Origin of the sequence: Branchiibius hedensis (genome assembly GCF_900108585.1) — a bacterium.
Lineage (GTDB): Bacteria > Actinomycetota > Actinomycetes > Actinomycetales > Dermatophilaceae > Branchiibius > Branchiibius hedensis.
The window spans coordinates 2,582,947-2,605,576 of sequence record NZ_UESZ01000001.1 but is presented as its reverse complement, the minus strand read 5'-3'; the positions used below and the strand labels follow the sequence as shown (position 1 = coordinate 2,605,576).

Here is a 22,630-nt window from a genome sequence, read left to right as displayed (position 1 = left end):
GGGTCGGTGCGCTGATTCTCTCAGTCGCCGAGGGGAAGGCGCCGCACACCCCGGTCCGCGGTCAAGACCGCGTCGACCGGTTGGTCGTGATCATCCGCAGGTACGGCGTCCAGCACCTCCTGCTCGAACACCACTGCCAGCCGGACCGCTTCGGGGTCGGCTCGCAGCAGCGCCCGGTCGTAGGAACCGCCACCCTGGCCGAGGCGGCGGCCGCGCACATCGACGGCAAGTGCCGGCAGCACGATGACCGTGGCGTCGGCGATCCCCTCGACGCCCAGGTCCTGGCCGCTGGACAGGTCGCGCCAGGACAGGTCCTTGTCCGCCAACAGGATCGGGGCAATGACCCGATGCCCGGCGACTCGCAGCGCCGCGATGATCTCCTCGGTGGGCGGCTCGGTCGGGAGGGACTCGAAAACCGCCACGGTCATCGTACGGGAATCAGACACCATTCCCATCAGGTGCGCCGACAGGCGGCGGCCCAGGTCGCGGCGACTCTCCTGGTCGGCGGCGGTGACCCGCTCACGTCGGGCTCGGCGCAGCTCACGGCGCAATGCGACCTTCGCCGCAGCTTCTGACTGGTCCACCTGATGAGTGTGGCTGAGCGCATAAGGTGAGCGCATGATCTCGATCGAGGACCCGGTCCGCAAGGCAGTCATCCCCGCTGCGGGGCTGGGCACCCGGTTCCTGCCGGCCAGCAAGGCGATCCCCAAGGAGATGCTGCCGGTCGTCGACAAACCGGCCATCCAGTACGTCGTGGAGGAAGCCAACCGCTCCGGCATCGACGACGTGTTGATGGTGACCGGTCGCAACAAGGCGGCGCTGGAGGACCATTTCGACCGGCACTGGGAGCTAGAACAGGCGCTGGAGAAGAAGGGCGACAAGCTGCGGATGGCGCGGGTGCAGAAGTCCGCGAACCTCGGCAACGTGCACTTCATCCGCCAAGGCGAGCCGCTCGGACTCGGGCACGCTGTGCTGTGCGCGGAGGCGCACGTCGGCAACGAACCCTTCGCGGTGCTGCTGGGCGATGACCTGATCGACGAGACCGAGCACCTGCTGCTGGACATGATCGCCGCGCGGCACGAGTTCGGTGGCTCCGTGGTGGCGTTGATGGAGGTCCCCGAGGACCAGATCCACCTCTACGGCTGCGCGGAGGTCGAGGACCTCGACGGTGACGTTGTGCGCGTGAAATCCCTGGTGGAGAAGCCGGCCGTCGGCGAGGCACCGAGCAACCTGGCGATCATCGGCCGGTACGTGCTCGACCCGTCGGTCTTCGACATCCTCAAGCACACCAAACCCGGCCGCGGCGGGGAGATTCAGCTGACCGACGCCCTCGTGGAGTTGGCCGGGTCGGACGCAAAGGGCGGCGGAGTCACCGGCGTCATCTTCCGCGGTCTGCGTTACGACACCGGTGACCGGCTGGACTACCTGAAGGCGGTCGTCCGGTTGGCGGTCCGCCACCGCGACATCGGGCCGGACTTCCGGGCGTGGCTGCACAGCTGGGCCGAGTCGGATGAGGCGCTCGGCCGGTCGGGCAAGACTGCGCACCTGGGGCATTGACGGGTGCTGACCCCGGAGGAATACCGCACGCTGCTGTGCGAGCGGGTGCCGCTGCTGCCTGTCGTTGAGGTGCCGCCTGCGCAGGCGGTCGGCTCGACGTTGGCTGCCGACGTGACGTCCCGCGTGCTGCTGCCCGGCTTCGACAACTCGGCGATGGACGGGTACGCCGTACGTGCCGCCGACCTGCCGGCGACGCTGCCGGTGTCGCTGGACATCCCCGCCGGTGACACCCGCTCGTTGACGGTGCCGGCCGGCACCTGCGCCCGGATCATGACCGGGGCCGCGCTGCCGGCCGGGGTCGACGCCGTGGTCCAGGTCGAAAACGTTGTCGTGTCAGGTAGTTCGGTGCAGTTCCCGACGACCGTTGCGGTGGGTACGGCGGTGCGGTCCGCTGGCTCTGACGTCCGACCCGGTGACGTCGTGCTGACCGCCGGCACCCGGGTCGCACCCACCCAGTTGCCGGCTCTGGTGTCCTGCGGCGCTCACTCTTTGTCGGTCCGTCGACCGGCTCGAGTCGCCGTGGTCTCGACCGGGGATGAGTTGCGCGAGGCCGGATCCGACCTGCTGCCAGGGCAGTTGGTGGATTCCAACGGGCCGACGATTGCGGCGCTCGCTCGGGCGGCCGGTCATGAGGTGACCTTCGTGGGCCGGGTGGGGGACACCGCCGATGAGGTACGCCGGGTGCTCACGTCCGTCGCCGATCGCGCCGATGTGATCATCACCTCCGGCGGCGTGAGCGCTGGCGCCTACGAACCGCTCAAGCTGGCTTTCCAGGACTCCGGTGAACTGGACTTCTACTCGGTGGCGATGCAACCGGGCAAACCGCAGGGCTTCGGGATCCTCGACGGCACACCGGTTTTCGCTCTGCCCGGCAATCCGGTCAGTGTGGTGGTGTCGTTCTTGGTGCTGGTGGTGCCGGCGTTGCGCGCGATGAGCGGGGACACCGCACCGCTGCGCACGATCCGTGCTCAGGCCGCGGCGCCGTGGCGGCGGGTGGATCACCGCGCCCAGTTCGCCCGGGTCCGCTTCACCCCCGACGGCGGCGTCGAACCGGCCGGTGGCCATGGTTCGCACCTGATCGGCGGTCTTGCCGGGGCAGACGGACTGGCCATCGTGCCCGCCGGGTCGCCCGACATTGCCGTGGGGGACTGGGTCGCCGTCATCCCGTTCCCCGGCCGCTGAGTCAGCCCTCGCCGCGACAGTCGACCGCGACGATCAGTCGATTCGTGGTCCCGTCGACGTCGACCTCACTGGCTTCGAAGCGCACGGGCACTCCTTCGCCCGCGGGGGTCAGGCAGTCCGGCCAACTGCTGTCGTGCCACGAGCCCTGCGCATCGATCCACGAGGGAACCGCCGTGGATGCGCCGTAGGTCCACCCGTCGTAGTCAACGGACATCACGTGTTCGCCTACCGAGGCCCGCGCGGTGTGCCAGCCGCCGAGCGTGCTGCGGTCCTGCTGCCAATTGCGGCCAGCGATGAACCCAGCCGTCACCAGCAGCACAGCAAGCACGACGGCCAGGCCCACCCGGATTCTGCTGCCGGCGGCGGCCGGGCCGGCCATGGTCCTCGTCGCGGTCATGGCGAGAGCGTAGGGGTTGGTCGCTATCGCGGGTAGCGTTCATCAGCCAGCGGGTACGGCCGACCCCACACCGTGATGCGCGGCACAATAGATAGGTGACCAGCAACGAGGCTCCCCGGTTGACCCATGTGCGGGCAGACGGCACGGCCGCGATGGTCGATGTGTCCGCCAAGCCGGTGACTGCCCGAAGTGCCTCGGCCCGTGGCGTCGTGTTGCTATCGCCTGCTGCGATCGCCGCCCTGCGCGACGGCACCGTGCCCAAAGGTGACGCGCTGGCGGTGGCCAGGATCGCAGGTATCCAAGCCGCGAAGCAGACACCTGCGCTGATCCCGCTGGCCCATCCGGTCGCCGTACACGCGGTGGCCGTCGACCTGACCGTGCACGACGACGGGGTCCAGATCGAGGCCACGGTGCGGACCGCGGATCGCACCGGCATCGAGATGGAAGCGCTGACCAGCGTGACCGTCGCGGCGCTGGCGCTGATCGACATGGTCAAGGCAGTCGACAAACATGCCCGCATCACCGACGTGCGCGTGGTCGCCAAATCCGGTGGCCGCTCAGGGGATTGGACCGAAGATGCCTGACGCGGTGGTGATCACGTGTTCCAACCGCGCCGCTGCCGGGACGTACGCCGATCGGTCCGGTCCGCTTCTCGTGGACGCCCTGCGGGGGTGGGGCTTTGCGTGTTCGGCCCCGGTCGTCGTACCTGATGGCCCGCCGGTTGGTGAGGCGCTGCGGTCGGCGATCACAGCGGGCGCTGACGTCGTACTCACCACGGGCGGAACGGGATTGACTCCCACCGATCAGACCCCAGAGCAGACCCGGCCACTCTTGACCCGGGAGGTGCCGGGCGTCGCCGAGGCGCTGCGGGCAGCAGGGGTCGCCGCCGGAGTGCCCACCGCGATGCTGTCGCGCGGGCTCGCAGGGCTGGCAGGGTCGACGCTGGTGATCAACCTGCCCGGCTCCTCTGGGGGAGTGCGGGATGCGATCGCGGTGCTGGAGCCGGTGCTGACGCACGCCGTCCAGCAGATCGGGGGCGGTGACCATGGGTAGGGCGTGGCCGGTGCGGCTGACCCAGGACTGGAACGGCACGCAGATTGTGTTGCGGCCGCTACGGGTTCGGGCGGACAAGCGGGAGTTCATGGCGCTGCGGGAGGCGAACGCGGCGTGGACGCGGCCATGGGATTCGACCTCCCCGCGCGGTCCGCGGATCGTCAGCTTCGGTGAGTTGGTGCGCGAGCAGAATCTCGAGGCCCGGCGGGGGCGGATGCTGCCGTTCGCCGTCGAAGTGGATGGTCGCCTGGCCGGGCAGATGCATCTGTTCGGGATCACTCGGGGAGCACTGCTCTCGGGGGCGGCGGGGTATTGGATCAGCCAACGGTTCGCCGGCCGCGGGATCACTCCGTGTGCCCTGGCGATGCTGATCGACCATGCGTTCGGCGCCTGCGGGCTGCACCGGGTCGAGGTCAACATCCGACCCGACAATGACCGATCGCTCCGCGTCGCAGCCAAACTCGGGTTACGCGACGAAGGTATCCGCGAGCGCTACCTGCACATCAACGGAGCGTGGCACGACCATCGCAGCTTCGCGATCACCGCAGAGGAGACCGCGGGCGTGTCGGTGGTCGCACGGCTGCGCGCAACGGTCGGTTAACACACATCATCGGCACAGAATCCCCGACACACCAGGCAAATCCGCGGTTTCGAAGGCCGCAGACCATAACGTCGGAGCGTGCCCGCGCCCAGCAGTTTGATCTTCGTCGTCATCATCCTGATCTGGGCTGCTTATCTGTTGCAGCACTGGATCCGTCGCCGCGAGGCGCTCGCGACGGCGCGCTCGGTGGATCGCTTCTCCGAGGCCATGCGGGTGCTCGATCGACGGGGCGTGATTGCCGACAGCGGCGCGGTCGCGATGACCCTCGATGGTGAGCAAGCGCGGCCCGCGATCCCTGCTGTGAGTGTCAAACCCGAGCGCATCTCGTTGCGTGCGGGATCCGTCCCGGCGACTTCTGTCGTCGCGGTCACTACGACGGAAGAGGTTGCCGTGCAGGAGAAGTCGTCGATCATGCAGGCGCCGGTCCAGGTCGGCAACCGGTTGATGAAGTCGCTGGGCCGGTTGGACCGTCGCAAGGTGCGCGGCATTTGCCTGCTGGTCTCGCTCGCGCTGCTGGTGATCACCACGTTGCTGTCGCCGTTCGGCCTGGTGCCGTGGTGGTCCCCGATCGTGATGCTGGCCGTGACCGCCGGTGTGGTCGCCTGGCTGCGTTCGGCGGCGTTGAAGAAGCAGGCGGCATCCGGTGTCCGCCGACCCGTGGCCCCGCGCCCGGCCGTGCGGACTTCGGCGCAGGTGGGCGCTCGCCGGCAGCCGTTGCAGGCACCCGTCGCACCCGCCGCGGTGAACACCGTGGAGCCGGTCTACGCGCCCGTGCACGAGGTGTACGACGTTGCTCCCGTGGTTGCGGCCTCCGTCATCGAGGTCGCTCAGCCCGTCATCGACAACTCGTGGGAGCCCGTCCAGGTCCCGCGACCGACGTACACGATGAAGGAAGAGGCGCCGCGGCCCGCTCCGGCTCCCGCGGCGGTCACCCCGGCGTACGAGCAGATGCCGGTCGAGGACCTGCCGTTCGACGGGCTGGCGTTGGACCTGGAGGACGACGACGTGCGTCCGGTCTACCGCGCGGGCTGAGCTCTCGGCGGATTCGGAGCCGCGGCGGGGGCGGTGTTATGGTTGCTTCCGCTTCAAGGGGCTGTGGCGCAGTTGGTAGCGCGTCTCGTTCGCAATGAGAAGGCCAGGGGTTCGAATCCCCTCAGCTCCACCATTTGGTCGAAGTTCCAACCCTGCCCCGCTGATCGTGGGGCAGGGTTTATTCGCTGTGCTCCAGGTTGATGTCGGGGTGGAGTTGGCCGGTGCGCTGCCAGAACTCGGTGTGGTGTCGGTTGGTGGGGTCGAGGACGGTCTCGTAGATGCCGGTGAACTCCGAGGTCACGTCAAGGTTCTCTTTGAGCGTGGTCTTGGTGAAGAACGCCTGGTTGCACAGGCGTCGGCGGGCGTCGTCGCAGGCGAGATAGAACGCGTGCGCGTTGGTCGCCAGGTGCAGGTAGGCGCGTAGCCGGAGCTTGGCGTCCTCGCGCCCAGCCCGGTAGGCAGACGGGCGTTGGTCGATGTCGGTGAGCATGCCTTCGATGCGGTGCTGCTCCTTCTTGAGGACGGGCAGGCTGATTGCGTCGGCGTAGTGGGCTTGCAGGAGCCGGAGTTGTTCGTCTTCGAGGCGTTCCTTCTGCCGGGTCAGATCGCGGCGCTGAGTCTCGGACTCAGCGTCGATGCGGTCGAAGATGTCCTCGATCATGCCGGTGAGGGCTCGGCGGCCTCGGGTGAGAGCTCACCGCCCGACGAGAAGCGCCAGGTCAGACCCTCTGAACATCTGCTTCGTGTCGCCGCCGAGTCGTACAGTAGTGACGAGGCAGCTTTCTCCTCCACAATGGCGCCCTCACGGGCAGGCCGGCTTCGGCCACTCTCTGACGCACTGTCTCGCTCAGCATCCGTGCGATGAGAGGACAGTGCCATGATCTGACTGCTATGGGCCGCTAGCGTCCGCACCCGCTACTACCTGCGGCGCTACATGCCCACCGACATCGCGCTCGACGCGATCCGAACCCGCCGCGGTCTGAAGTGGGGCGTACCCGCCATGCTGCTCGCCGTCCCGTACCTGCTCGCCGCGAGCGTCTGCACGAACCTGATCTCCGACGGAGCCCCGGCTGGCTCACGTCCTCGTGCTCCTGTTCATCTGGAACGCGCTCAAGTTACTCATCATGGGACCGGTCAGCCTCATAGTCCTGGCCCGGGTGCGCGTTCGGGGGGCGGCAGCGTATCGAGACATACGGCGACGGGACAGTGCTCTGGTCGGAGAGAGCCCATCTGACGACGGGGCCTTGCTGATTGGCTCGGATACGGTGGTGCATCACGCCGGGCGGCTCGACCCCAGATAGTCTGGGGACGCGCGGCTTGGAGCCCGCAGGCCGATTGGAGCGGGGTCGAAGGGAGGTCAGTCCGTGGCGACGAACGATCAGCTCAAAGCACTCGTAGTTAGTCATGCCGACGGGGACGACCCCCAGTTCTACGCAGTCGCCATGCAGGTGGCAGCCAAGGCGGCCCGTTCCGGCCAGGCCAAGTTCGCTCAGGAGTTGCGCGATCTCGTCGATGACCTTCGCCAGAAGGGAATCACCACTGCACGGGTCGCTTCTGTCGTCGCGGTTACCCAGCCGCGCGGTGAGCTCGGCTCGCTGCTGACCGTCACCTACCCAGATGCCCATCTCAGTGACCTCGCACTGTCGGACGAGCTCGCTGACCGGCTCGGCCATGTGCTCCTCGAACAACGCCAGCGTGACCAGCTTGCCCGACATGGTCTGCAACCGGCCCGTCGCCTGTTGCTCGTTGGCCCCCCGGGCACTGGGAAGACCTCCACAGCCCGGGTAATCGCTGGCGAATTAGGATTGCCCTTGTTCGCGATCCGTTTGGACGCGATCATCACCAAGTTCATGGGTGAGACAGCAGCCAAGTTGCGCCTCATTTTCGACGCGCTGGTGGAGACGCGCGGGGTCTACTTGTTCGATGAAGTGGACGCTCTCGCGGGTGATAGGGCCGCGCCAAACGACGTGGGCGAGATTCGCCGAGTCCTGAACTCCTTCCTGCAGTTTCTGGAAGAAGACGCCTCGGACAGTGTGATCGTCGCGGCGACCAACCATCCCGGACTGCTCGACAACGCACTGTTTCGCAGGTTCGACACAGTGATGGATTTCGCTTTTCCCGATGAGAAGAGCATCCAGGCCGTGATTGAGAATCGGCTCGCATCGTTCTCGACCAGCAACTTGAGCTGGAAACGAGTCATCGTCGCGGCGCAGGGCCTCAGCCACGCCGAGATCGCTACTGCAGCGGAGAACGCAGCGAAACGGACAGTGCTGGCCGGGAGGACTCGCATCCGCACAGACGACCTGGTGGCCGCGTTGGCGGAACGAACCAGGGTCGACGCCTCGCGCGGGCTAAACGCGTAGGTGGCATGGCTGAGCGAGACCGACCGCACCTGATCGTGCCTGCCCCGCCAGAGGCGGAACCTTTCACCTCCACGCAAGGCGGCGGGAGTGGCGACAAGCCGGAGTTCACCGGAGACCGCGCGAGCCACGGCCGAACACTCATCCGGGAGTTCGAACGGGCCGTGAGCGTGCGCGACGAGACCGACACCGCCGGCATCTATGTTTCCTTTGAGTCTTTCCCCGGTCTGGAGTTGGCTCTCCAGAGCCTCGATGTCCAGCGCAGCGGGGAGCAACCCGAACTTGTCGCGGTCAAGGACGCCACAGCAGGTACGGCGACGGTACAGATCGCCACTGTCTACATCCCGTATGGCAAGCGGGACTATTTTCTCAAACGGCTTAACGATTACGTCGAGACATCGAGCCAAAACAAGGCCAAGAACGCCAGCCTCGTGGAGGGCATCGCGGCGATCCGTCACGCCACCATCCGCGAGCTGTGGACCGATCCCGACAGCGAGTTCCCCTCCGATGCCGACACGGTGGTGTGGTGGGAGGTATGGCTGCGACGCCACGACGGACGCGAGCAGGAAAGGCTTGGCGCGTTTGCTGAGCGAAACCAGTTGCTCACCAGCGGGCACTACCTTGGCTTCCAGGACCGGACGGTCATGCTTGTGCGTGCGACCGCAGAACAACTCGCTCAAGGGCTGAGTTCTCTGGACGACCTGGCTGAGCTGCGCCGGCCGCACGACGTCGCCAGCCTGCTGACAGACATTCCGCCTGCCGAGCAAGCAGAATGGGTCGAAGAACTGCGGCGTCGGCTACAGACCGCTGGTCCAGATTCCCCGGTCGTGTGTGTTCTGGACACCGGCATTCACGACGGCCATCCACTGTTGGCTGACTCGCTGAGTGAGGCCGACATGCACGTCGTGGACGCTGGCTGGCAGAAACGGCCCGTCAACCCGCACGGAACAGAAATGGCCGGCCTCGCCCTCTACGGGGACCTGCACCAGGCTGTAACAACGTCGCACCCTGTCCGGCTGGATCACCGGCTGGAGTCAGTCAAGATCCTGCCTGACCACGGACAGAACTACCGTGATCTCTACGGCGCGATCACCGCCCGGGCGGTCGACCGTCCCGAGATCGAAGCGCCCGGCCGGGCTCGCATATTTATGCTGGCGGTCACCGCACCGAATGCTGAGGCCGACCCGCCGCAGGCCACCGGTGATGCCAAGCGTGGCCGACCCACGTCCTGGTCAGCCGCTGTAGACGCTTTGACGTTCGGGCGGGCGGTCGACGACACAGACTCGAAACTCACCTACCTCGACCGCGACGAACCTCGCACTCCACGCCTGTTCATCGTTTCGGCAGGCAACATTAGGACGATCAACCCCGCGGACAACCATCTCGACCGTAGCGACCTGTCACCCGTCGAAGACCCTGCGCAATCGTGGAACTCGCTGACGGTGGGCGCATACTCCCGGCACGACGACATGGCCGAAGCGCCGACGGCATTCGCCGGCTACGTGCCCATCGCCGCGCAGGGCGAGTTGTCGCCAGTCAGTCGAACCTCCGTCCTTCACGGCGGGGACTGGCCGTTCAAGCCTGAAGTCGTAGCCGACGGTGGAAACGTCGCCGCCTCACCGGACAAGACCACTGCTGACACCCCACCGAACCTAGGTGTACTGCCCCGGGACGTTAGGAACGGTTCTCGGCCTGTCGGCGTGACTTGAGGAAGACCTCCGGGTGAGGTGTGAAGCGACGAAGCAAACACATCCCCAAACCCGGAGGTCCTCATGGTCCACGCTAATGCCCCGCTTTCTGCGACTGGTCGCCTGCGCCTGGCGCGGTGCGTGGTGGACGATGGGTGGCCGTTGCGGCGGGCCGCAGACCGGTTCGGGGTCTCGGTCACCACCGCGCACCGCTGGGCGGCCCGGTACCGCCAGCATGGTGCGGCGGGGATGTGCGATCGTCCCAGCCGGCCCCAGTCATGTCCGCACCGCACCAGTAGGCGCCGGGAACGGCGAGTCCTGGGGTTACGGGTTTCGCGGCGGTGGGGGCCGGCCCGGATCGCCTACCACCTGGGGATGAATCCGGCCACGGTGCACCGCATCCTGACCCGGTACCGGTGTCTTCGGTTGTCCTGGACGGACCCGGCCACTGGTGCCCCGGTACGGGCCGGTCGTCGAAAGGTGGTGCGCTACGAACGCGACGCCCCGGGTGATTTGGTCCACGTGGACATCAAGAAGCTGGGCCGCATCCCCGATGGGGGTGGACACCGGGTCCATGGCCGCGCTGCGGGGAAAGCTAACTCCCGTGCTACCTCCAGCAGTGGGCGGGGGTATGCCTACCTGCACCACGCGGTCGATGACCACTCCCGGTACGCCTACTCAGAGATCCTGGCCGATGAGAAGAAGGAGACCGCGACCGCGTTCATGCAACGGGCGGTGGCGCACTTCGCGCAGGTCGGGATCACCACGGACCGGGTGATGACCGACAACGGGTCCTGTTACCGCTCCCACCTATTCCGGAACATGCTGCAGGACCATGGGATCACCCATAAACGCACCCGCCCCTACACCCCGAAAACCAACGGGAAAGTCGAGCGGTTCAACCGGACCCTGACCGAGGAGTGGGCCTACGCCCGCCCCTACACCAGCGAGACCGAACGCGCCGCCGCGTACGAGGACTTCCTGCACATCTACAATCACCACCGCGCACACACCGCGCTCAAAGGTGGCTCACCCGCAGACCGCGTACCCAACCTGGCGGGGCACTACACCTAGGCGTACTAACCACCCGGTTGCCGCAACTCGGGTCCGGGTTCTTCGCCACCACCAGCGCCACCTCCGCTGCGACCGCGCAGGTCGCCGCCATCGCCGCGAGCATCAGCGCGGCGTACCCGAACCTGCTGCCTGAAACGGTGCGCGCGTTGATCGTGCATTCCGCGCAGTGGACCCCCGCGATGCGCGCACGCTTCGCGAACCGCAACGCGAACAAGGGTGATCTGGCGAACTTGCTCCGTCGCTACGGGATGGGCGTCCCCAGCCTGGAGCGAGCGTTGCGCAGCGCGACTGACGCGCTGACACTCGTGGCTGAAGGGCGTATCCACCCGTTCGAGCAGAGCGAGAACGCGAGCAAGGTCCGCGAGATGAACCTCCACGAGTTGCCGTGGCCGACCGACGAACTCGAGTCCCTCGGCGAAACGGAAGTGTCGATGCGGGTCACGCTGTCCTACTTCGTGGAACCAAACCCGTCGAGCCGTGGCTGGACTGGCCGCTACGCCTACCCGTCGCACGGCCTGCGATTCGCGACCAAACGAGCCGATGAAAACGTCAACCGGTTCCGGCAACGCATCAACAAGCGGGCCCGCGTCGAAGGACAACGACTCCCTAGCTCAAAAACCGAGAAGGGCTGGTTGTTCGGCGCCGCCCAGCAGCAAAAGCCTGGCTCCTTGCATGCCGACATCTGGACCGGACCAGCAGTGGACCTCGCCAGCAAAGGAGCTATAGCTGTCTATCCGGTCGCCGGCTGGTGGCAATTCCGTCGCGCCTGGGACCAAAGCGAGAAGGGCGTCGACTACTGCCTTGTCATTAGTATCGAAGCTCCGGACGTGAACATCGACCTATGGACCCCCGTGTCGCAGCAAATCCAGGCAACTGTCGAGATCACCACCTAAGAGCGACTTGCTAGCGCACGGCATCAAGACTATCGGCATGTCTGCGACGGTGCGGGTCGTTCCCTAGATTTTTTCAGACTTGAGTCGGGTCAGCCAACGGCTGAGGGAGCAGCCTCCTGAACATCCAGGACCGGACGATAGACGATCTCGGCTAACGCTTGCTTGAGTGCGTCGAACTTCTCGACCGGCGTTATCGGGTCGACATCCAGCTTGAAGTCCGCGCGAATGCCTCGGATCGTGTCTCGTACCTTGTCAGATTCAGCGTTGTTCTCTCGGAGCTGGTCGAGCATGTTATCCAACAGTTCCTCAACCTGCCGACGCGTTGCGGTCGTGGGGTGATCCCGCGCGAATCGAGTACGCAGGTCTTTGAGGTTCCGGGTCGTCAGGTCGTTCGCCTTCTTGCGTGTGGCGGCGCGTTGCGCGCGGTCGAGAAGACGGAAGAGCTCTGTGAAGTTCGCGAGCGTGCGGTCGCGAAGTTCAGGACTGACGTCCTTCTCGGCAACGTGAAGGACGGCTCTTGCCACGCCGACCTTGTCCAGACTCAGAGGACGGTCCTGGTTCGGACTCGCGGTCTGAGCCGCCCGCTCCGCCGCTTTGAAAAGCTTCTCGCTGCTTTGAGGCTCGATTGTTGTGAGATGTTCGGCTATATGGTCGGCGTCCGCTTGGCTCAGTACCTCTCGGGCGAAGCGAACGACCGCCAGTCGAAGCACCTCGGCAGGTATCAGATCCTCGATTTCGACGGGTGTCCCGACGTCCGTCGTCAACTTGTCTGCGTCAAGGTCACCGACCTGGATGATGAACGCGTCGTCGACCAGACGCTTGTCACGGTACCCCCGACGCAGCTCAGCAGCCTGGCGGTTCCCCTCGTCGTCAGAATCGAGGAGAACGGTCACGGCAGGCTTGTCCACATCGCGACCCCGTGCGAGATAGACCATGTACGGGATGTGCTCTGCGCCGCCGGCCGGAACGAGGGTCAATGTGTTCAGGTCGAGCGTCGTGTTCTTCGTGCCAAGCCGCCGCGCGAGCGAACTGAGGCCGGCGAGGAGCACCTGGTCGGCCTGGCCCTCAAGCATCAGATTGCAGTTGCCAATGAACGTGGTTTCGGCAACGAATGCACCGAAGGCTGACCGGAGGGGCTCGTAGTGGTTTTTGGCTGCATTCTCGACGACCCGGCTTCCCTCATCGCCCTCTCCCTTCTCCAGCACCCGGATGCGCTCTCCGTGGTTCTTGTCGATGAGGAACGGCGAGTGGGTAACGTACAGAACTTGAATTGGTGCGACGCCTGGGTCTTCCGGTGCCGCGAAGTCAGCGAAGATGCGCAGTAGATCCTGCTGGCCTTGCATGGACAGAAAGGTGTCAGGCTCGTCCATCAGGAGAATCTCTTGGTTGCCCGATGGGACATGCGATCGATAGCGGACGAAGTAGGAAAGGAAGTAGCTCATCCCGCTCGATCTCTCGCCGAACGAATACTCCTGGCCCGTTCGGTCCCGCACGGTGAAGATGAGATCGAAGTCACGCAGCGTGAGGTAGACCGAAAACTCCGCGTCTTGCGACCACCACTTGGGGAAGTTGAGGGCATCGGCCAGTTGCGCGTTCATCTTACGAACCAGACCGTTTGCCCAACCCTCTGCTCCCGAGCCCGCCTCGACGGCTTTCTGAAGTTCTACGAACGACGACTTGTCGATCTGCCCCACATCGAACAGTAGCTTCTCGGCCAACTCGAGTCGCGCCCGCAGGTCGTCGTCTGTGACACCGGCGTAGGAGGCATAGGTCGTCACGACCTTCTCAGCCGCCTCGGTCAGCGCGTCAGTCGTCTCGAAGATCTTCGTGTCGTCGAATAGCGTGCGGAAGAACCCCAGGCGACCCTCGCGTGAGAACGCAGTCTTCTTCGTCTTCGCGGCCGTCAGGTACTCAAGAGGGACACTGCTAGGAAGCGGAACATCTGCGTGAATCTCGAAAAAGGTAGGAAGCGTGATCTTCTTGATCTGCGCATCTGTCAGGGTCTTGGTGAGCCACACAGGTTCCGCCGCACCTGAGGCGGCCTGCCGGCCATAGATGGTGACTCGCTTGTTGGCGCGGAACATCCAGAAAGAGTCAAGCGGATTACCCGCGTCAGCGCCAAGAAGCCCGCGGATGACATCTCGTTCCTCCTCAGTCAGACTCCCGAACTCGCCCCCGAACTCTGGTACTGCCATCTCCTTGTCGACGACCAACAGCTCGGAGTAGCGGCAGAAGTCTCGCCGCTCGATACCCTCACCGGTCAGAAGGCACTTCACTGCGGCGATGACTTGACTTTTACCTGACTCGTTCGCTCCGACCACCGTGCTGATCTCTCGTTCGAGGGAGATCTGGACAAACGGGAAAAAGCGGGGGTCGTGATCGTCGACGACGTCCCACGGATCAGGCACCGCCCGGCTGTCGCTCTTGCGCAGGTAGTCGTAGTTGAACGACTTATAGAACCTGATGTACATCGTTTCGATTCGCACGCGGACTCCCGTTCTCTCCGGGGGACATGCTAGATGTGGTCGCCGACACACGCAGGCGAACGGCACCTGACGCTTCGACAACACCCGAGCCTCGCCTGACGAGGCGCCTACAACTTCGGATGATCGCAGCTTCCTCGTAGCAAGTGGCCACCCTCCGACTCATGTAGGGGCTACGCCGAGCCGGGGCGTCGAGCGCCTGCGACGGTGTTCATCGTGCCGTCGACGCCAAGTGATTGCGTACTGCCCCCGCCGAGACGTCTGTCGAACCGCGCACCGATCTGAGCCAACGACCAGCCACGGTCCCGCAGCGTGAACGCTTCCTCCTTTTGCGGGAGCGACAGGCCACGTCGTCGCATCGGGACGCCTCGCCGGTGCAGGTGCGCGCTCACGGTGCGGCGTTCGATCCCGAACTCGTCGGCCAGCTCGTACACCGTCTGACCACTCAGGTAGCCGTCCACCAGCGTGTCGACCGAGGGCGCATCGAGCCGCTTCTGCGCCTGCCGAGTCCCCGGAACCGGCCCGGATGCGACAGATTGCGGCCCCCGCCCGACCCATGCTCCTGCCAACAGCCCCCTGACCAGGGACTTTGCCACCGGGGGCAGGGTTGGAACGTACTCTCGAAACTTCCACCACATGAGAGACACCGGTGACCATGCGCCGAACCGGTCAGGCTTCTGGTCCCGGATCCCAGTTGGTGTGCAGGTTGCGGCCCAGGGGGTCGATGGCCGTCATCTCGCTGTCGGGCCAGTCTGCCGATGCTGCCCCTGATCCGGCAGCCGACGCTGATCCTGTCCGGGACGGATGACCCGATCATCCCGGTCGCCAACGCCCGCCTCATGCGCCGGGCCATTCCGCACTCCCAGCTGCATCTGTTCGACGACGGCCACCTTGGCCTGATCACCAGCGCATCGGACCTTGCGCCGGTGGTGGCCGGATTCCTGGGCTCGCAGGCCCACGCCGGTTGAGGTGTGGCCGCGTGAGCCCGGGGGTCAGACCAGTTCGGTGCTCGCGTTGATCGTGACTCGGCCACTGGACAGGTCCAGCGTCGCGACGCCCAACTGCCGCTTGACATTGGCGGCGACGACGGCTCGGCGCGCCACGTCGTACACCATCCAGCTGACCTGCAACCCACCGGCGTACCGCGCGAAATCGCTCTTGGCCAACTGACTGGCCGGGGTGATCACGTCGGCACCGATCGAGTCCAGCGACACGAACAGCACGTGCCCGGCGGCCGTGTGCAACGGTTCGCGGGCGATGGCGGCCTGCAACGGCGCGCGACCACCCGGTGGCGCCGTCACGGCGGTGGTCAGCAGCGTGCCCACGCTCGTGAGCGTGTCCTGCGCGTAGTCCAGCACGGCCTTGGCCCGCTGCGCCTCAGGCCCGGCGGCGACCAACTTCTCGTCGACGTCGGCCACCAGGGCCTGCGCGGCGTCCACGGGGCGCCCGGCCTTCACGGCGTCGACCACCGCCGCGACGTACGTCGATCGGTCGCCTTCCAGCCGATCGTGCGCCGCGGTGAGCGCGGCAGTGCGCGCCTGCAGCGACACGGTCGCCCGGGCGAGCTCGTCGCGGGCGGTCTGCAGCTGAACCCACTGTTGCATCAGTGCGGAATCCTGGGGGTCGGGCGTCGCGGTGAAGGCGTCCACGCGCAGCGCGACCCCGGGCAGGTTGCGGGTCACGGCCTTGGCCACCTCGGCGACCAACGGGGTGCCGGTTGCGCTGACGGTCCGCGCCGCGACGGTGTAGCTGGTCCGGAACAGTCCGACGACATCAGCGAATTCGCCGACCACCTTGGGCGCCGCGCCCAGGCCGGTGAGGGCGATCTGCGCCGCGCCGGTCCCGATGGACTTGGAGCGCACCTCGCCGCTGGGCGACTCGAACTCCTCGACGAGCTGCGTGGCGTCGGTCAGTTGTGCGCCCGCTGCCTCGAATTGGCGGGTCAGTGTTAGGTACGGCGCGTCCGAGTCCAACAGCGCGCGGTCCTCCACGACCAGCACTTGGCTCACCTTGAGGTCGCGCAGCGCGGTCACGACGGAGGACACGGCGTCGTTGAGCTGGGAGAGCGCGACCAGCTCGCCGGGGTATCCGGCGCCGTCTTTGAGGGTCGTGGCGCCCGCCAACGGTTTGGTCTGTGCGTCCGGCAGTGACTTCAGCAGGTCCACCAGCACCTCGGTCGGTGTCGCCGCCGCTTTGGGGGTGTCGGTCATGGGGTGCTCCTCGCTGCCGCCGATTGCCCCCAGTCTGACGGCCGGACGCCGGCGGCGACAGTGGTTGCGAGGGACTCAGCCGACCTGAACGTCCAACGTGACCTCGATGTTTCCCCGGGTTGCGTTGGAGTACGGGCATCCCTGGTGGGCGGCCTCGGCCAGCCGGTCGGCGTCCTCCTGGCTGAGGCCGCCGAGTTCGATGTGCAACGTGACCGCCAGGCCGAAGCGGTTCTCCTCGATCTGGCCCAGCGACACATCGGCCGTGACCGCCGAGTCGGTGACATCCAAACCCAACCGCTTGGCGTTGCCCTTCAGCGCGGAGTGGAAGCACGCGGAGTAGCCGGCCGCGAACAGCTGCTCGGGGTTGGTGTGCGTGCTGTGTTCGGCCGGCGGCAGCAGGTCCAGGTCGAGGACCCCGTCGCTGCTGCGCACGTGCCCGCTGCGGCCGTCCCCGGTCGAGGTGGCGGAAGCGGTGTAGAACGTCTTGGCCAGGGTGTCCATGGGAACTCCTCGTGATCGGGTGGGGTCACCTCGATCATGACACCTGAGGTCAGGGCCGTTCGGCCCGCTCCCGGGCGCGCTCGAACAGGTCGCCCTTCTTGACCTTGCCCGTTGCCGTCATCGGCAGACCGCTGACCACCTCTACGACCGGCACCTTGTAGGGCGCCATGTTCTCCCGGGCCCATTCGGTGAGGTCGGCGGCGGTCACCGACGCCTCCGGCAGCAGTTCGACGAACGCGAGCGGACGCTGTCCGCGGTCCGGGTCCGGCATCGGCACGACAGCCAGCGTCGCCACCTGCGGATGAAGCCGCAGGATGGCCTCCACCTCCGAGGGGAAGACGCTCATCCCGTTGACCTTGATCATTTCCTTGTTGCGGCCCAGATAGTGCAGCGCGCCCCACTCGTCCAACCGTCCGGTATCGCCGGTGTGCAGCCACCCGTCGTGGAGCGCCGCGGCGGTGTCGTCCGGCCGGCCGTAGTAGCCCTTCAGCAACGAGGGGCTGCGCACGATGATCTGTCCTGCGCTGCCCACGGGCACCGGAGCCAGTTCGTCGTCGACGATCAGGATGTCGGTTCCTGGCACCGGCAGTCCGCAGAAGACCGGTTCGGCGGTCAGGTCGCGATCCTCGTCCTGGAACCCGAGGGTGATCGTGTCGCCGGTGTGCGTCTCCGTCATCCCGTACGACGCTTCCCGGATCACGTGGCCCGTCACCTCCCGCCACTGCTGGCGGATCTGCGGGGTCAGTTTGAGCACGAAGGACATGGCCAGCGCCGTGTGCAGCGACGACAGGTCACGTCCGGCCGCCTGCTCGAGCAACTCGACGTAGTTGTCGACCGTGCCGAGCATGGTCGTCGCGTGCTCGCGCTCGATCAGTTCCAGTACCAGCGACACGTCCCAGCGCCGCAGGAGGTGCACCTGGCCGCCGTTGACCAGCGGCGCGAGGATGCCGAAGTCTTCGCCGGCGATCCAGAAGATTGGTACGAAGATGATGCTGGCCGACCGTTCCTGCCCGACCCGTTGACCTTGGGCAGCGGTGATCGTGACGGCGGTGTAGACCATGTCGCCCTGGGTGTGCTCACAGCCCTTGGGCATGCCGGTGGTACCGCCGGTGTAGTTCAGGGCCGCCAGGGCGTCCGCCTCGGCAGGCTGCGGGCTGGCGGGCACCGAACCCGCAACGGCCGCATGCCATTCCGGCTCTGCAGCATCCTCGATCGGAGCAGCCAGTACGTCGGGTAGCGGCACTCCGCCCGCGACCAACGGTGCGCTGGGCGCCAGACGCAGGACTCGGCGTACCGCGGTGCGGTCCAGCACTGAGCGGACCAGGGGCAGCAGCGGTTCCTCGGCGACCAGCACGCTGACCCCGGCGTCGGTGAGTTCATGGGTGAGCTCATGCTCCCGGAACATCGGGTTGATCGGGACATGGACGCACCCCGCCGCCAGGGTGCCGAGCATGATCGCGGTGAACTGCGGGCAGTTGCCGGCGAGAATGCCGACCCGCGCGCCCGGCTCGACGCCCGCGGCCTGCAACCAACCCGCCCAACGCAACGCCTGATCGGCCAGCGTGCGGTAGTCCCAGGTGATTCCGTAGAACGACACCGCCGGTGCGTCCGGGGTCTGTTGCGCCCAGTGCCACACGTAGTCGGTGATCCCGACGAGGCCGGGCAGACCGGTCGGATCCTGCGGCACCTGCGCGGGCCAGTTCGCCGCCTGCAGTGCGCGGATCTCGTCGACGGCGGTCTCATAGCTGCGCGGCAGCGACCTTGCTGTCATGGATGCTCCTGGTGGTTGCGAGAGGGTGGATCGATGCCGATGAGGGTGGCGCCGACATCGATGACCGAGTCCACGAATCTGGTTTGGGCGGAACGCGATTGGGTACGTCGTTCCAGGGCACCCGTGCGCAGCGTGGAGGAGATGAACTCCGCGACGATGCCGCTGGGCCCCACCGGGTCGATCGTGCCGGCGGCACGCTCCCGCTCGAGGTAGCGCACGAAGCGGCGCACCGGCCGGTGCCACAACTCGTCGTGCAGTGCGCGGATCTCATCGTCGCGACGGGACCGCTCGGTGATGATCTCCAGCAGCGGGCCATGGGCCCACAGGGATTGCGCGGTGCGGCGGCAGGTCTGGGTGAGCACGTCCCACGGATCCCCCGGGGGCACCTCCTGCGCGGCGATGAAGTCGGCGACGACCTCTTGGGCCAACGCCCGTAAGACAGCCTCCTTGGAGGAGAAGTAGACGTAGGCCGTGGCCCGCGAAACTCCCGCAGCCGTGGTGATGTCGGCCATGGTTGCCTCGTCGTAGCCACGCTCGGCGAACACCTGCTCAGCGGCGGCGAGCAACTGTTGGTGGCGTTGGGTATGGCTGCGCTCGCGGGCATCGCGCACCGCCCAACGGTTGCCATCGCTCACCTGGTCATCGTGATTGACATTGACGTCAATGTCAATGAGCATGGCGTGTGTGACTGTCGTGGTGGCCAATCGTGGTGAGATCGCGGTGCGAATCATTCGTTCTGCTCGAGAACTAGGCCATCGGACGGTGATCGTCCACGCGGCGGACGAGGCCGAGACCATGGGCGTGCGCCTAGCCGACGAGGCGGTGGCACTGCCAGGGAGCGGGCCAGCGGCCTACCTGGACTTCGCCGCGATCGTCGCGGCCGCACCCGAGGGCGCACTTGTGCACCCGGGCTACGGATTCGGTTCGGAGAACGCGCAATTCGCCCGTGTGTGCACGAGCTCAGGCTTGGTCTTCGTCGGCCCGGAGGCATCAACGTTGGAGCTCTTCGGTGACAAGACGAGGGCTCGGGCCGCCGCGATCGCAGCCGGGCTGGAGCTGACGCCGGGCACCGGGATCGACCCCACGCCGGATCAGGTGCGAGACCTGTTGGCCGACCACCCGGCCGGCGTGATGATCAAGGCAGTTGCTGGTGGTGGTGGCCGGGGCATCCGCCAGGTCACCGATCCCGATCAGGTCGCCGAGCAGATGCAGCGCTGCGCGGCTGAAGCCGAAGCCGGATTCGGCGACGGCCGCATCTACGCCGAAGCCTTGGTCACCGGCGCCCGGCACATCGAGGTGCAGGTGGTCGCCGATGGTCGATCGGCGCTGAGCCTGGCCGACCGGGACTGCTCGATCCAGCGGCGCCATCAGAAAGTGGTCGAGATGGCGCCGGCACCGAACCTGCCTGCTGCGCTGCGCGATCGGATGGCCGAGGGTGCGCAGCGTCTCGCCGAGAGCGTCGGCTACCGGGGCGTCGCCACGGTGGAGTTCCTCGTGGCGGGTGACGCGGCGTACTTCCTGGAAGTCAATCCCCGCCTGCAGGTCGAGCACACCGTCACCGAGGAGGTCACCGGCAGCGATCTGGTGGCCGCACAGATCGAGTTGGCGCAGGGTGCGAGGATCGCCGACCTGCTGGAGCACGAGGTGTTGCGCACCGAGGTCCGGGGAATGGCGATCCAGGCGCGGTTGAACGCCGAGACCGTGACGCCGGAGGGTGAGGTACGCGCGACCTCCGGCACGATCCGGTCGGTGCAGTGGCCAGGTGGCCCCGGTGTCCGCGTCGACACCAGCGCGTACGCCGGGTTGCGGCACAGCCCGCGCTACGACTCCCTGCTGGCGAAGGTTATCTGCTCCGGGCCGACCGGCGTCGTCGCACAACGTCGGTTGCAGCAGGCGCTCGCCGAGACCGACCTGGTCGGGGTTGGGACCAACATCGCTGTGCTGCAGTCGATTGTCGCCACCGATGAGCTCACCGACGGGCGTCTGGGCACGTCCTGGCTGGAGGACACCTGGTCAGCCGTCGCGGCGGACGCCGCCGAGACCGAGCCCGGCGAGCACCTGACGCTCGACGCGCTGGAGCCCGGCCAGTTCGCGATCCACTCGGTGATGCCGGGTGTGGTGGCCGCGCTGGCGATGGTCGGTGGGGACCGCCCGGCCGGCAGCGATCTGGCCGTCGTCGAGGCGATGAAGATGGCCCACCCCCTGACCCACGAGGGGCCGGTGCGCGTGGTGCGACATCTGGTGGCCCTCGACGAGCAAGTCGAGGCCGGTCAGGCGTTGCTCGTGGTCGAACCGGCGGGTGACAGCGCTGCCGACGGTGACCGCGCCGAGGTCGACCTGGACACGCGTCGGGACGATCTGGAGGTCGTGCGAGACCGGCAGGCCCGACTACGGGACGACGCCCGCCCCGAAGCGATCGCACGCTGGCACGCCAAGGGTCGACGTACGGCCCGGGAGAACATCGCCGACCTGGTCGACGACGGCTCGTTCGTCGAGTACGGCGGCCTGGCCATCGCGGCGCAACGGGCCCGGCGTGGCGAGCAGGATCTGATCGCGAACACGCCAGCGGACGGACTGGTCTGCGGGACCGCGCTGATCAACGGGCAGGCGGCCGTGGTGTTGTCCTACGACTACACCGTGCTGGCCGGGACCCAGGGGGTGCGCAACCACGCCAAGACCGACCGGATGCTCGAGTTGGCCCACCAGAAGCGACTGCCGGTGGTCTTCTTCACCGAGGGCGGTGGAGGCCGCCCGGGCGACACCGACGTTTCGGGCATCACCGGATTGGACGTCGGAACCTTCCGCGCGATGGGTGCGCTGTCCGGAGTCGTGCCGCTGGTCGGTGTCGTCTCCGGCAACTGCTTCGCCGGCAATGCCGCCCTGCTGGGCGTGTGCGACGTCGTGATCGCGACCCCCGAGGCGAGTATCGGCATGGGTGGTCCGGCAATGATCGAGGGCGGCGGTCTGGGTGTCGTGCGCGCTGCGGACGTCGGCCCGGTCGAGGTCCAGCGCCGTAACGGGGTGGTGCACGTCGTCGCCGAAGACGACGCCGACGCGGTCCGCGTCGCTCGCACGTATCTGTCCTATTTCCAGGGTGATTCGAAGGACTGGGCGGCGCCCGATAGCCGCCTCGCGCGGCACGCCGTGCCGCAGGACCGGATGCGTTCCTACGACGTGCACAGGGCGCTGGCGGGGGTCTTGGACGAGGGGTCCTTCCTGGAACTACGAGCCGACTACGCCCCCGGGATCCGGACGGGGCTGGGCCGGGTGGCCGGCGCGGCGTACGGCATCGTCGCCAACGACTGCCGTCACCTCGGCGGCGCCATCGATGCGCCCGGTGCCGACAAACTGCGTGACTTCCTGCGGGTCTGCGACGCGCACGGGCTGCCGATCGTGACCTTCTGTGACACGCCGGGTTTCATGGTCGGCCCGGACGCGGAGAAGGACGCGACGGTGACCCGGTTCGGGCGGCTGTTTGCGGACACCGCGGCGCTGCGCGTGCCCATGGGCACGGTGATCCTGCGCAAGGCCTACGGACTGGGCGCGATGGCGATGGCCGGCGGCTCGTTCCGGGCGCCCCAGTTCACCATCGCGTGGCCGACGGGGGAGATGGGACCGATGGGCCTGGAGGGAGCCGTCCGGTTGGGTTACCGCAAGGAACTGGGCGCGATCGAGGATCCGCAGCAACGCCAGGAGGAGTACGACCGGTTGGTCGCGGCCGCGTACGCCCAGGGCAAAGCGATGGTCGCAGCCACGGTCTTCGAACTGGACGACGTGATCGACCCCGCCGACACCCGCCGGTGGATCCAGACCCTGCGCGGTTAGCCG

At 66.9% G+C, this 22,630-nt stretch carries 21 protein-coding genes and 1 tRNA gene; 13 read left to right on the top strand and 9 right to left on the bottom strand.

The window, feature by feature from the left end:
* Positions 1–20: 20 nt before the first annotated feature.
* Positions 21–584 carry a 5-formyltetrahydrofolate cyclo-ligase gene (locus tag DR843_RS12575; RefSeq protein ID WP_170119860.1) on the bottom strand — a complete coding sequence of 188 codons (564 nt, stop codon included), beginning with the start codon at positions 582–584 and terminating at the stop codon, positions 21–23.
* Positions 585–618: 34 nt separating this feature from the next.
* On the opposite strand from DR843_RS12575, the gene galU reads away from it, so the two are divergent.
* Positions 619–1,557: a UTP--glucose-1-phosphate uridylyltransferase GalU gene (gene galU / locus DR843_RS12570; RefSeq protein ID WP_109686305.1), complete on the top strand. Its 939-nt coding sequence runs from the start codon at positions 619–621 to the stop codon at positions 1,555–1,557.
* A gap of 3 nt (positions 1,558–1,560) precedes the next feature.
* Positions 1,561–2,739: a molybdopterin molybdotransferase MoeA gene (locus DR843_RS12565; protein WP_109686303.1), complete on the top strand. Its 1,179-nt coding sequence runs from the start codon at positions 1,561–1,563 to the stop codon at positions 2,737–2,739.
* A gap of 1 nt (position 2,740) precedes the next feature.
* Here the strand turns inward: DR843_RS12565 and DR843_RS12560 are convergent, their stop codons facing one another.
* Positions 2,741–3,136 (bottom strand): hypothetical protein, encoded by a 396-nt coding sequence (locus tag DR843_RS12560; protein WP_146202570.1) that lies wholly within the window; start codon positions 3,134–3,136, stop codon positions 2,741–2,743.
* A 152-nt stretch (positions 3,137–3,288) separates the two neighbouring features.
* Between DR843_RS12560 and moaC the strand changes: the two genes are divergently transcribed.
* From moaC to DR843_RS12535, 5 genes are all read left to right on the top strand, one after another.
* Positions 3,289–3,720 (top strand): cyclic pyranopterin monophosphate synthase MoaC, encoded by a 432-nt coding sequence (gene moaC, locus DR843_RS12555; RefSeq protein ID WP_109688921.1) that lies wholly within the window; start codon positions 3,289–3,291, stop codon positions 3,718–3,720.
* The gene (locus tag DR843_RS12550; protein WP_109686300.1) at positions 3,713–4,189 is read left to right on the top strand and encodes a MogA/MoaB family molybdenum cofactor biosynthesis protein; all 477 of its coding nucleotides are present in this window, start codon (positions 3,713–3,715) and stop codon (positions 4,187–4,189) included. The genes moaC and DR843_RS12550 overlap by 8 nt, the downstream gene beginning before the upstream one ends.
* Positions 4,182–4,790, top strand: a complete 609-nt coding sequence (locus DR843_RS12545; RefSeq protein WP_109686299.1) for a GNAT family N-acetyltransferase — start codon at positions 4,182–4,184, stop codon at positions 4,788–4,790. Before DR843_RS12550 ends, DR843_RS12545 begins: the two co-directional genes overlap by 8 nt.
* A gap of 78 nt (positions 4,791–4,868) precedes the next feature.
* Positions 4,869–5,822, top strand: a complete 954-nt coding sequence (locus tag DR843_RS12540) for a hypothetical protein (RefSeq protein WP_109686297.1) — start codon at positions 4,869–4,871, stop codon at positions 5,820–5,822.
* A 57-nt stretch (positions 5,823–5,879) separates the two neighbouring features.
* Positions 5,880–5,955 (top strand) — tRNA-Ala (locus DR843_RS12535).
* A gap of 45 nt (positions 5,956–6,000) precedes the next feature.
* Here DR843_RS12535 and DR843_RS12530 read toward each other — a convergent pair.
* Positions 6,001–6,483 carry a hypothetical protein gene (locus DR843_RS12530; RefSeq protein WP_174888831.1) on the bottom strand — a complete coding sequence of 161 codons (483 nt, stop codon included), beginning with the start codon at positions 6,481–6,483 and terminating at the stop codon, positions 6,001–6,003.
* A gap of 703 nt (positions 6,484–7,186) precedes the next feature.
* On the opposite strand from DR843_RS12530, the gene DR843_RS12520 reads away from it, so the two are divergent.
* The 4 genes from DR843_RS12520 to DR843_RS12505 all read left to right on the top strand — a co-directional run bounded on the left by DR843_RS12520 (position 7,187) and on the right by DR843_RS12505 (position 11,837).
* Positions 7,187–8,185, top strand: a complete 999-nt coding sequence (locus DR843_RS12520) for an AAA family ATPase (RefSeq protein ID WP_109686295.1) — start codon at positions 7,187–7,189, stop codon at positions 8,183–8,185.
* Between the two features lie 161 nt (positions 8,186–8,346).
* Positions 8,347–9,891 carry a S8 family peptidase gene (locus DR843_RS12515; protein ID WP_211310240.1) on the top strand — a complete coding sequence of 515 codons (1,545 nt, stop codon included), beginning with the start codon at positions 8,347–8,349 and terminating at the stop codon, positions 9,889–9,891.
* A gap of 63 nt (positions 9,892–9,954) precedes the next feature.
* Positions 9,955–10,944, top strand: a complete 990-nt coding sequence (locus DR843_RS12510) for an IS481 family transposase (protein ID WP_109683852.1) — start codon at positions 9,955–9,957, stop codon at positions 10,942–10,944.
* A 17-nt stretch (positions 10,945–10,961) separates the two neighbouring features.
* On the top strand, positions 10,962–11,837 hold the full coding sequence (locus DR843_RS12505; protein ID WP_211310239.1) for a S8 family serine peptidase: 876 nt from the start codon (positions 10,962–10,964) through the stop codon (positions 11,835–11,837).
* A gap of 89 nt (positions 11,838–11,926) precedes the next feature.
* Here DR843_RS12505 and DR843_RS12500 read toward each other — a convergent pair whose 3' ends face one another.
* Entirely contained in the window at positions 11,927–14,323 is a 2,397-nt protein-coding gene (locus DR843_RS12500) for an ATP-dependent nuclease (RefSeq protein ID WP_109686294.1), read from the bottom strand.
* A 170-nt stretch (positions 14,324–14,493) separates the two neighbouring features.
* Positions 14,494–14,916, bottom strand: a complete 423-nt coding sequence (locus DR843_RS12495) for a helix-turn-helix domain-containing protein (RefSeq protein WP_146202569.1) — start codon at positions 14,914–14,916, stop codon at positions 14,494–14,496.
* An 81-nt stretch (positions 14,917–14,997) separates the two neighbouring features.
* Between DR843_RS12495 and DR843_RS12490 the strand changes: the two genes are divergently transcribed.
* The gene (locus DR843_RS12490; RefSeq protein ID WP_281268896.1) at positions 14,998–15,288 is read left to right on the top strand and encodes an alpha/beta fold hydrolase; all 291 of its coding nucleotides are present in this window, start codon (positions 14,998–15,000) and stop codon (positions 15,286–15,288) included.
* Positions 15,289–15,312: 24 nt separating this feature from the next.
* Here DR843_RS12490 and DR843_RS12485 read toward each other — a convergent pair whose 3' ends face one another.
* The 4 genes from DR843_RS12485 to DR843_RS12470 form a co-directional block, all read right to left on the bottom strand.
* Entirely contained in the window at positions 15,313–16,530 is a 1,218-nt protein-coding gene (locus DR843_RS12485) for a hypothetical protein (RefSeq protein ID WP_109686287.1), read from the bottom strand.
* Between the two features lie 75 nt (positions 16,531–16,605).
* Complete coding sequence (locus DR843_RS12480; RefSeq protein WP_109686286.1) at positions 16,606–17,031, bottom strand: organic hydroperoxide resistance protein; 426 nt, start codon at positions 17,029–17,031, stop codon at positions 16,606–16,608.
* Between the two features lie 49 nt (positions 17,032–17,080).
* A complete protein-coding gene (locus DR843_RS12475) occupies positions 17,081–18,802 on the bottom strand; it encodes an AMP-binding protein (protein ID WP_109686284.1) in 1,722 nt (573 codons plus the stop codon).
* Complete coding sequence (locus DR843_RS12470; RefSeq protein ID WP_170119859.1) at positions 18,799–19,437, bottom strand: TetR/AcrR family transcriptional regulator; 639 nt, start codon at positions 19,435–19,437, stop codon at positions 18,799–18,801. Before DR843_RS12470 ends, DR843_RS12475 begins: the two co-directional genes overlap by 4 nt.
* 40 nt (positions 19,438–19,477) lie before the next feature.
* On the opposite strand from DR843_RS12470, the gene DR843_RS12465 reads away from it, so the two are divergent.
* Positions 19,478–22,627 (top strand): acetyl-CoA carboxylase family protein, encoded by a 3,150-nt coding sequence (locus DR843_RS12465; protein ID WP_211310237.1) that lies wholly within the window; start codon positions 19,478–19,480, stop codon positions 22,625–22,627.
* The last annotated feature ends 3 nt before the right edge of the window (positions 22,628–22,630 follow it).

Excerpts from the sequence above, each read along its gene's own strand:
- galU (WP_109686305.1), top strand. The coding sequence starts at position 619 with ATGATCTCGATCGAGGACCCGGTCCGCAAGGCAGTCATCCCCGCTGCG.
- DR843_RS12560 (WP_146202570.1), bottom strand. The coding sequence starts at position 3,136 with ATGACCGCGACGAGGACCATGGCCGGCCCGGCCGCCGCCGGCAGCAGA.
- moaC (WP_109688921.1), top strand. The coding sequence starts at position 3,289 with ATGGTCGATGTGTCCGCCAAGCCGGTGACTGCCCGAAGTGCCTCGGCC.
- DR843_RS12550 (WP_109686300.1), top strand. The coding sequence starts at position 3,713 with ATGCCTGACGCGGTGGTGATCACGTGTTCCAACCGCGCCGCTGCCGGG.
- DR843_RS12545 (WP_109686299.1), top strand. The coding sequence starts at position 4,182 with ATGGGTAGGGCGTGGCCGGTGCGGCTGACCCAGGACTGGAACGGCACG.
- DR843_RS12530 (WP_174888831.1), bottom strand. The coding sequence starts at position 6,483 with ATGATCGAGGACATCTTCGACCGCATCGACGCTGAGTCCGAGACTCAG.
- DR843_RS12510 (WP_109683852.1), top strand. The coding sequence starts at position 9,955 with ATGGTCCACGCTAATGCCCCGCTTTCTGCGACTGGTCGCCTGCGCCTG.
- DR843_RS12485 (WP_109686287.1), bottom strand. The coding sequence starts at position 16,530 with ATGACCGACACCCCCAAAGCGGCGGCGACACCGACCGAGGTGCTGGTG.
- DR843_RS12480 (WP_109686286.1), bottom strand. The coding sequence starts at position 17,031 with ATGGACACCCTGGCCAAGACGTTCTACACCGCTTCCGCCACCTCGACC.
- DR843_RS12475 (WP_109686284.1), bottom strand. The coding sequence starts at position 18,802 with ATGACAGCAAGGTCGCTGCCGCGCAGCTATGAGACCGCCGTCGACGAG.
- DR843_RS12465 (WP_211310237.1), top strand. The coding sequence starts at position 19,478 with ATGGCGTGTGTGACTGTCGTGGTGGCCAATCGTGGTGAGATCGCGGTG.